The sequence below is a fragment of the Kitasatospora sp. NPDC057198 genome, from assembly GCF_042670125.1.
In the GTDB taxonomy this organism is placed as follows: domain Bacteria; phylum Actinomycetota; class Actinomycetes; order Streptomycetales; family Streptomycetaceae; genus Kitasatospora.
The window spans coordinates 1-7,476 of record NZ_JBHUWH010000391.1; the positions used below are offsets into that span (position 1 = coordinate 1).

At 75.3% G+C, this 7,476-nt stretch carries 7 protein-coding genes; 3 read left to right on the forward strand and 4 right to left on the reverse strand.

Annotated elements, in window-relative coordinates; all coding sequences use genetic code 11:
* The coding region (locus ACFUEL_RS31010) for a DUF6348 family protein (RefSeq protein ID WP_380240112.1) at window positions 1-730 on the reverse strand (730 nt) is incomplete at its 3' end.
* A 138-nt stretch (window positions 731-868) separates the two neighbouring features.
* On the opposite strand from ACFUEL_RS31010, the gene ACFUEL_RS31015 reads away from it, so the two are divergent.
* Complete coding sequence (locus tag ACFUEL_RS31015; RefSeq protein WP_380240113.1) at window positions 869-2,500, forward strand: hypothetical protein; 1,632 nt, start codon at window positions 869-871, stop codon at window positions 2,498-2,500.
* A gap of 168 nt (window positions 2,501-2,668) precedes the next feature.
* A complete protein-coding gene (locus ACFUEL_RS31020; RefSeq protein ID WP_380240114.1) occupies window positions 2,669-3,193 on the forward strand; it encodes a hypothetical protein in 525 nt (174 codons plus the stop codon).
* A 22-nt stretch (window positions 3,194-3,215) separates the two neighbouring features.
* Here ACFUEL_RS31020 and ACFUEL_RS31025 read toward each other — a convergent pair whose 3' ends face one another.
* Window positions 3,216-4,202 carry a patatin family protein gene (locus ACFUEL_RS31025; protein WP_380240115.1) on the reverse strand — a complete coding sequence of 329 codons (987 nt, stop codon included), beginning with the start codon at window positions 4,200-4,202 and terminating at the stop codon, window positions 3,216-3,218.
* A gap of 214 nt (window positions 4,203-4,416) precedes the next feature.
* Between ACFUEL_RS31025 and ACFUEL_RS31030 the strand changes: the two genes are divergently transcribed.
* Window positions 4,417-5,076 (forward strand): O-methyltransferase, encoded by a 660-nt coding sequence (locus ACFUEL_RS31030; protein WP_380240116.1) that lies wholly within the window; start codon window positions 4,417-4,419, stop codon window positions 5,074-5,076.
* A gap of 190 nt (window positions 5,077-5,266) precedes the next feature.
* Here ACFUEL_RS31030 and ACFUEL_RS31035 read toward each other — a convergent pair whose 3' ends face one another.
* Entirely contained in the window at window positions 5,267-6,226 is a 960-nt protein-coding gene (locus tag ACFUEL_RS31035) for a pirin family protein (protein ID WP_380240117.1), read from the reverse strand.
* A 103-nt stretch (window positions 6,227-6,329) separates the two neighbouring features.
* Window positions 6,330-7,193: an alpha/beta hydrolase gene (locus ACFUEL_RS31040; protein ID WP_380240118.1), complete on the reverse strand. Its 864-nt coding sequence runs from the start codon at window positions 7,191-7,193 to the stop codon at window positions 6,330-6,332.
* Window positions 7,194-7,476: the final 283 nt, after the last annotated feature.

Sequence of the window (7,476 nt, forward strand, 5' to 3'; positions counted from 1 at the left end):
GCAGGACGAAGGTCCGGGCGTGCGAGTCGCCCTCGGCGACCCGCGGCCAGTCCAGCGCGGCGAGCGCCGCGGAGGCCGCGGCGTGCGGTTCGCCGTGCACCAGCACCTCGGCGTGCTGCTCGCCCCCGCCGGCGCCGAACGACACCTGGACGCCGACGAGTTGGTCCCGGCCGAGATCCCCGCCCAGGGCGGGTGCGAGCGCGGGCAGCACCGGGTTGCGCACCAGCCAGTCCTGCACGTCGTGGAAGCGCTTGCCGGTGCCCCAGCCGACCACGCCGCCGTGGACGGCGTGCCAGCCGGGCAGGCCGTCCGGGTCGGAGGGGTCCAGGTGGCCGGCGAACCGGCCGTTGTGGGCGACGAGTTCGATCAGCGCGGCGCCCGCGGTGGACGCCCACACCTCGACGCCCCGGCGCACCGGGTCCTGATCGGCGTCACCGCCGTCGGGCAGGGTGAGCCGGTCCGGGACGGCGGTCTCCGGCCGGCCCCGGTCGACCAGGAAGACCAGGTCGATCCGGTCCGGGTCGCCGTCCGGCGCCGCGGCCGTCCGCACCGCCAACTCGCCCGGCCCGCGCACCTCTTCGCCCTCGACCTGCCACTGTTCGCCGTGCAGCGCGGACAGTTCGTCCGCCACCGCACCCAACACCACCTGCGCGGAAGGCCGTTCCGCACTCCTGCCGGGCGCACCCGGACCGGTGCCGGACCGGCCGCGCCACCATGATCCCCATGCCATGGCGCACACCGTAACGTCGTGGGGGTTCGTCCACAATGTGCCCGCACGGGGCTCGGACAGGTGGTCGACGGCGTCCGCTATGTGTATCGTCGCACTGCGCGATCAGAGACTTACCGCGGGCAGCAGCTGGGGGCGGCAATGGCGGTGGAACTTCCGGGGGGGCTCAGCCACCTCATCGGTCTGCTCGGGGTCCGTTTCCCGGGCGCCAACGAGGACGAACTCAACCAACTGGCCGACCAGCTCGAGAAGTTCGCAGGTTCGCTGGACAGCGCCCAGATGACGGCGGACAAGGCGCTCGCCCTGCTGCACGAGGTCTACCAGGGTGATTCGGCGGACCGGCTCTCCGAGCTGTGGAGCACCATCACCAAGTACTCCAAGACGGTCACCGAGATCTGCCACACGGTGGCCAAGGTGCTGCGCGCCGCGGCCGTGGTGGTCGAGCTGGCCAAGACCCAGTCGATCACCCAGCTCTTCTCCATCCAGGCCCAGTTGGCGGCGGCCTCGTCCACCGGCCCGTGGAGCGCGGCGGCGGTGCTGCGGATGGGCCGCGAGATCATGAACCAGCTGCTGGAGGCGGCGGTCGGCAAGCTCGCGCAGACCATCACCCGGCCGATCGAGGACATGATCGTGAAGGCCGCGCAGAAGATCGCGCCCACCCCGGCCAACAACTCCAACAGCCAGGGCTTCTCCATCGACCTCGCCCAGCTCGCCGAGTGCGCGGCCGGCCTGCGCCGGGACGCGGACGACATCGAGACGAACGGCACCAACTTCAAGCGGATCGTGCAGAGCCTGAAGATGGGCGATTCCGGCGACAAGTTCGGCAAGTTGGTGATCGAGGCGGCCGAGAAGGTGCTGCAGACCATCGCCGAGGACGTCCTCAAGCGGATCCTCGCCTCGTTCCGCGACACCGCCGACAAGATGGACAAGATGGCGGGCAACCTGAACGAGAACGAGGAGAGCAACAGCACCGTCCTGAACAGCCTCACCTCCTTCGCCTCCAGCCCGCTCAGCCCGAACGCGACCCCCGCCGGCACGTCCTCCGGGCTGAACTCCCCGCGCCTGGGCGGCGGGGACGCCGGACTCGCCGCGTTCGCCTCGCTGATGCCCAAGCTCGGCCCGATCGGTTCCGGCGGCGCCGGCGGCGGCAGGGGCAGCGGCACCAACACCCTCGGCCTCAAGGAGCCGGTCCTGCCGGGCAGTTCGCACGGCGGCGGTTCCGGCTCGGGTTCGGGCTCCGGTTCGGGCTCGGGCTCCGGCTCCGCGAGCGGCGGCGCCGGTGTCCACGGCGGCGGCTTCTCGACCCGGCTCGCCGTGCCGGGCAGCGGCTCCGGCAGCCCCCGGAGCAGCACCCGCCTGGAGACCCAGACGTCCGCCGAGGGGTCCGCCGCCTCCGGCTCCGCGGGCAGCGCCTCGCCCTCCACCACCACCAACTCGGTGAACCGCGCCGCGCCGCCCGGCATGATGGGCGCGATGGCGATGGGCCACGGCGGCTACGGCCCGGTCGGCGGCTCGGCCATCCGCGGCGGCCAGCGCCGCGGCGGCGGCAACCGCGTCACCGCCGAGGACCCGAACGCCGCCGCCCACCCCGACGGCATCATCACCGACGACCTCGGCGCCGCCATGTACCCGCCGTCCCTCCAGCTGGGCCGGGTCTCCCCCGAACGCAAGCCCACCTCCGAGCACGACGACCGCTACGACGACGACTTCGAGCTCGACCTCGACGGCGTCGAGGAGATGGACGGCATCAACGGCTTCGAGGCCGCGGAGTAACCCCGTCCGCCGGGCCCGGGATCCACCCACCGACCGTGCCCACTCTGTGAATTGACCGTGAACCGTAAACTTTTCCCGGTGGTGGTATGGACCACGAACGAAACAGGTGGCTAGGGTCGTAGCGGTCCGCGTTCGCGGCCGTTTGGACACCTGCGACGGGACGTGACCGTGGCCGACACTCTGCTGGCCTCCGCCTACGAGGCCGAGCGACTGGACGCCACCGCCGCCTGGGTCTCCCGGCACCGGCCGCCCGGCAGCGGCGCACTGGCCGAACTCGGCGCCGGCGAAGGCGCGTTGACCGGGCGCCTGCTGCGGGCCGGCTACACCGTGCACGCCGCCGAACCGGACCCGGCCCTGCGGGCCCGCCTGTGGAACCGGCTGCGCGGCCGGGCCCGGCTGCGCCTGAGCGGAGCCGACCTCGCCGCCCCGCCCCCCGTCCGCCGCCGCTTCGGCGCGGTCCTGCTGATCGACACCCTGCACGCGGGCCAGGACCTCGAACTGCTGCACGCCCTCCCCACCGACCTGCTGTTCGTCGCACTGCCCCCCTCCGCCCTGGACGGACGGCTGCGCCCCTGGCTGTCCACCCAACAGGGCTGGCTCCTGGTCGAGGAGATCGACCTGGCCGCCCCGCTCCCCACCCACCACACCCTCGCCCCCGGCAGCCGCGGCGTCCTCCTGCGCCGCTCCGGCTGACCGCCCACCCCCGCCCCACCCCTCAGGGCAACCGGGCGAGCTGCTCCGCCATCGCCAGCCGCCCGGCCTCCAACCCCGCCCGCAGCAACACCGCGTCCCGGGCCAACCGCCCCACCCGCGGAGCGTCCGGCCCCGGACGGACGGAAAGCACCGCGGGGCCGCCACCGGACTCCTCGAGGTCGTGCCGGCCGAGCAGTTCCTCATCGGCCAGCAACCGCCCCGCCCGCCCCAGGTAGGAATCGCGCAGCGGCGCCGGATAGCGGCGCAGCACCGTCCGGGCCACCAGCAGGGAGCCGCGCGAGGGCCCGGCCGCCGGGCCCGCCGGGGCGGGGAGCGGGCCGCGCGAGCGCAGCACCAGGACGTGCGTGGCGCCCTGGGCGAGCGCGGTGCGGAACGGGACGGACTCGGCGAGCCCGGCGTCGTAGTAGCGGCTGCCGGCGATCTCGACGGGCGGCCCGGCGAGCAGCGGGAGGGCGGCGCTGGCGCGCAGGGCCAGGCGCAGCCGGGCGGGGTCGGTGAGCAGCGGATGGAGGTCGGTGGAGGCGCCGGTGCCGGTGTGGGTGGCGAGCGGGTGCAGGGTGGTCGGGTTGGCGAGGATGGCGTCGAAGTCCATCCGGGCCACGTGCGCGTAGAGGTGCTCGACCAGGTGGTGCAGGTCGACGACGGGGCGGCCGCGCAGCGGGTTCCCGGGGCGGACCATGGCCCTGGCGTACTCGGGGTCGGCCCAGCCGGCCAGCTGTCCGGCGTCACCGCTGAGCAGCCAGGCGCCGGTGAGGGCCCCGGCCGAGGCGCCGTAGACGGCGTCGAACGCGCCGGTGAGCCCGGCCTCGTGGAGGGCGAGCGCCATGCCGCCGGAGATGATGCCGCGCATGCCGCCGCCCTCGACGGCGAGGGCGATCCGCAGGCCGTCGGTGCGCTCGCCGGGCCGGCTGCCGGTGCGCCGCCGTTCGGCGAGGGCGGCCAGGACCCGCTGCCGCGAGCCCCGCACCTCGAACTCCTGCTGCTCCACACCCTGCTCCCGTGCTCGTCCCTCGGCCCCCTCCCGGTCCCCCGACCCCCTCGCCGCCCCTCCACCTTCGCCCGGTCCGCGCGCCCCCGGGGGCGGGCCCGCACGTCCGGAACGCCCAGAAGTGTCGCACACGAACCCGGCGCCCCGGGCGCCGCAGCACTGATCTTCCGCCGTACGCCCACGGCGTCACCCTCCGTCACGCTAGCGTGACGCCATGTCCATACGCGGAACGTCCTCCTACACCGACTGCACCGATCACACCGATCACGCCGACCGCACCACCCGCACCGTCCGCACCGACCGCACCGACGCCGCCGCCCTGCCCGAACCCGTCGCCCGAGCCGTCGAACTGGCCACCCGCCTCGGCTTCGCCCAGTCCTGCCGCCCGGAGCACGGGCGCCTGCTGCAAGCCCTCGCGGCGGGCCCGGCCGGGCGGATCGGCGAGACCGGCACCGGCTGCGGTGTCGGCCTGGGCTGGCTGATCGCCGGCCGCCGCCCGGGCGTACGGCTGGTGAGCGTCGAACGGGAAGTCGAACTCGTGCACGCGGTACGGGAGTTGTTCGCCGACGTACCCGACCTGGAGGTGCTGCACGGCGACTGGACCGCGATCCACCGGCACGGCCCGTTCGACCTGCTGGTCCTGGACGGCGGCGGCAACGGCAAGCAGACCGCGGCGGCCGACCCGCTGCGCCTGCTCACCCCCGGCGGCACCCTGGTGGTCGACGACCTCACCCCCCTCACCGCCTGGCCCCCCACCTACCGCGGCGCCCCCGACACCGGCCGCACCGTCTGGTACGACCACCCGGCCCTGCTCACCACCGAGATCCGCCTCGCCCCCGACCTGTCCACCCTGCTCGCCACCCGCCGCCCCTGACCGCCCCGCCCCTCCCCGCCCCTGCACCGCCCCGGTCTGCGACTACGCCCTGACGACCGAGCCCCTCACCGACCCCCGACCCGCCTCCGCCGGCCGGCGGGGCCGCCAGGGCCGGGGCGGCGTCGGCGCCACCCGCTTCGGCCCCGAGGCCGTGCTCGACCTCCTCGCTCCCGCCCTCCGCCCTCCGCCCTCAGCGCTCGCGGCCGCGCGGTTTCAGCGGTACGGGCGGCAGTTGCGGTGCCCGCAGCCGGTCGCCGTCATAGCCGTGCACCTCGCCGAAGCGGGTGCCGGTCTCCCAGTCGGCGCGGGCCTGGGCGATCTCCTCGTGCGAGCGGCCGATGAAGTTCCACCACATGACGATGCGTTCCTCGAAGGGTTCGCCGCCCAGGAGGAGCAGGGCGGCGTCGGTGCGGGCGCGCAGCGGGAGTTCGCGGCGGCCGCAGCCGAGGTAGAGGAGGGAGCCGGGTTCGACGGGGACGCCGTCGACGTCGACGGTGCCGGTCATGGCGAGGACGGCGTACTCGAAGTCCGGGTCGAGGGGGAGGCGGTGGGCGGCGCCCTCGCGGAGGGTGAGGTCCGCGCCGGTGAGGGCGGTGTGGGTGGTGCCCGGCGAGGTGGCGCCGTCGAGGGTGCCGAGGATGAGGTGGGCGTGCAGGCCGTCGGCGGTGACGACGGGGAGTTCGGGGTGGTGTTCGAAGGCGGGGGCGGTGTGCCGGTGGGTGTCGGGGAGGGCGACCCAGAGCTGGGCGCCGTGCAGCAGGGGGGCGTGTTCGCGCGGGGACTCCTCGGAGTGCGCGATGGCCCGGCCGGAGGTCATCAGGCCGAGTTCGCGGGGACGGACGGTCTGCAGGCTGCCGAGGCTGTCCCGGTGCAGGACGCTGCCCTCGTGCAGCCAACTGACGGTCTGCAGGCCCGTGTGGGGGTGCGGCGGGACCTGCATGCCGGGCTCGTCGGCGATGTCGTCGGGGCCGTAGTGGTCGACGAAGCACCAGGCGCCGACCATCCGGCGGCCGAGGTTGGGCAGCAGCCGCCGGACGACGGTGGATTCGCCGAGCGGGACGTGGCGCCCGGTCAGCAGGTCCTTGACGGGGCCGGTGGCGGCCTGGCGTCCGCAGACGGCCGGGGCGGGTTTCCGGTCGAGGTTGCTCATGGCCGCCAGTATCGGCCGGACCGGCCGCCGTCCCGGGGCGACGGGCCGAACCCCCGGAACGGAGAGACCGGAACGGAGAGTCGGTACGGAGACCCGCGGGGGCTCAGCCCGCGCCGAGTTCCGCCATCGCCTGCGGCATGACGCGCCGCCAGAAGCCGCCGGTGTGCTCGCCGCGCGGGAAGGACGCCCGTACGCCGGGCACGGCGGCCAGGCGGCGGCCGGCGGGGCAGAAGGGGTCCTCGGTGCCGCACCAGAGCGCGATCCGGCCGCCACCGCCACCACTACCACCACCGCCCCCAATGGCGTCGGTGTGCAGCAGCGGTTCGTGCTCGCGCCAGTCGGCCTCGTCGCGGTAGGCGTCGACGGTGCGGGCGTCGTTCCACGTACGGAACAGCGCGGGGCTGAGCAGGGCGACGGCGGCCAGTCCCCCCGGGCGGGTCCGGGCGTACTGGAGGGCGCCGGAGCCGCCCATCGAGATGCCCAGGGCGCGGGTCGGTTCGGGCATCGAACGGTCGGCGAGCCAGCGGGGCAGCTCGGCGGTGAGCATGGCCATCGGGTCGTCGTCGGGGGTGCGGGCGTGCCAGTAGGTGGCGGCGCCGCCGTCGACGGCAACCACCCGGAACGGCGGGGTGCCGGACGCGACGGCGGCGGCGAGGAACTGCGCGGTGCCGAGCGCGGTGAAGGTCGCCGCGTCGCCGTCGCGCCCGTGCAGGGCCAGGCAGACCGGCAGGTCGGCGGGGTGCTCGCCGGGCGGGTCGAACACCACCAGCTGAACGTCCCGGCCGCGCGCGGCGGAGCGCACCGTCTCGGTGCGGACCGGACCGGCCGCGATCTGCGGCACCGTGCCGTCCGGCCCGGTCAGTCCGAGCAGCCGCCGCAGCCGGACGCCGCCGGGGAGCAGGTCCTCGACCACCGCCCCGCCGGCCGCCCCCGCGCCGAGCACGGTCACCGCGAGCGCCCCGAGCACCCGCCGCCGCCCGACGCCCGGCCGATCACCCGTCCGCCGTCCGCCTTCCTGCCGTCCGGCGCCCGTCTCCCCCGCTGCCGCCGCACCGGCACCCTCCCCGACCCGCACCTTCGCTCCGCTCCGTCGTCCTCGTGCCCGTACCCGCGCCCGCACCCATCCCCGTGCCCACGCCCATACCCGTACGCGCGCCCGTGCCCGAACCGGTGGCCGGGCATTTCACTGGACGCCGGAACGGCACGTCACGGTTTCCCGCGATCCGAGCCCCGCGCGCGCCGAGCACCAC

Coding starts and splice junctions, on each gene's coding strand:
- ACFUEL_RS31015 (WP_380240113.1), top strand. CDS start 869: ATGGCGGTGGAACTTCCGGGGGGGCTCAGCCACCTCATCGGTCTGCTC.
- ACFUEL_RS31030 (WP_380240116.1), top strand. CDS start 4,417: ATGTCCATACGCGGAACGTCCTCCTACACCGACTGCACCGATCACACC.
- ACFUEL_RS31035 (WP_380240117.1), bottom strand. CDS start 6,226: ATGAGCAACCTCGACCGGAAACCCGCCCCGGCCGTCTGCGGACGCCAG.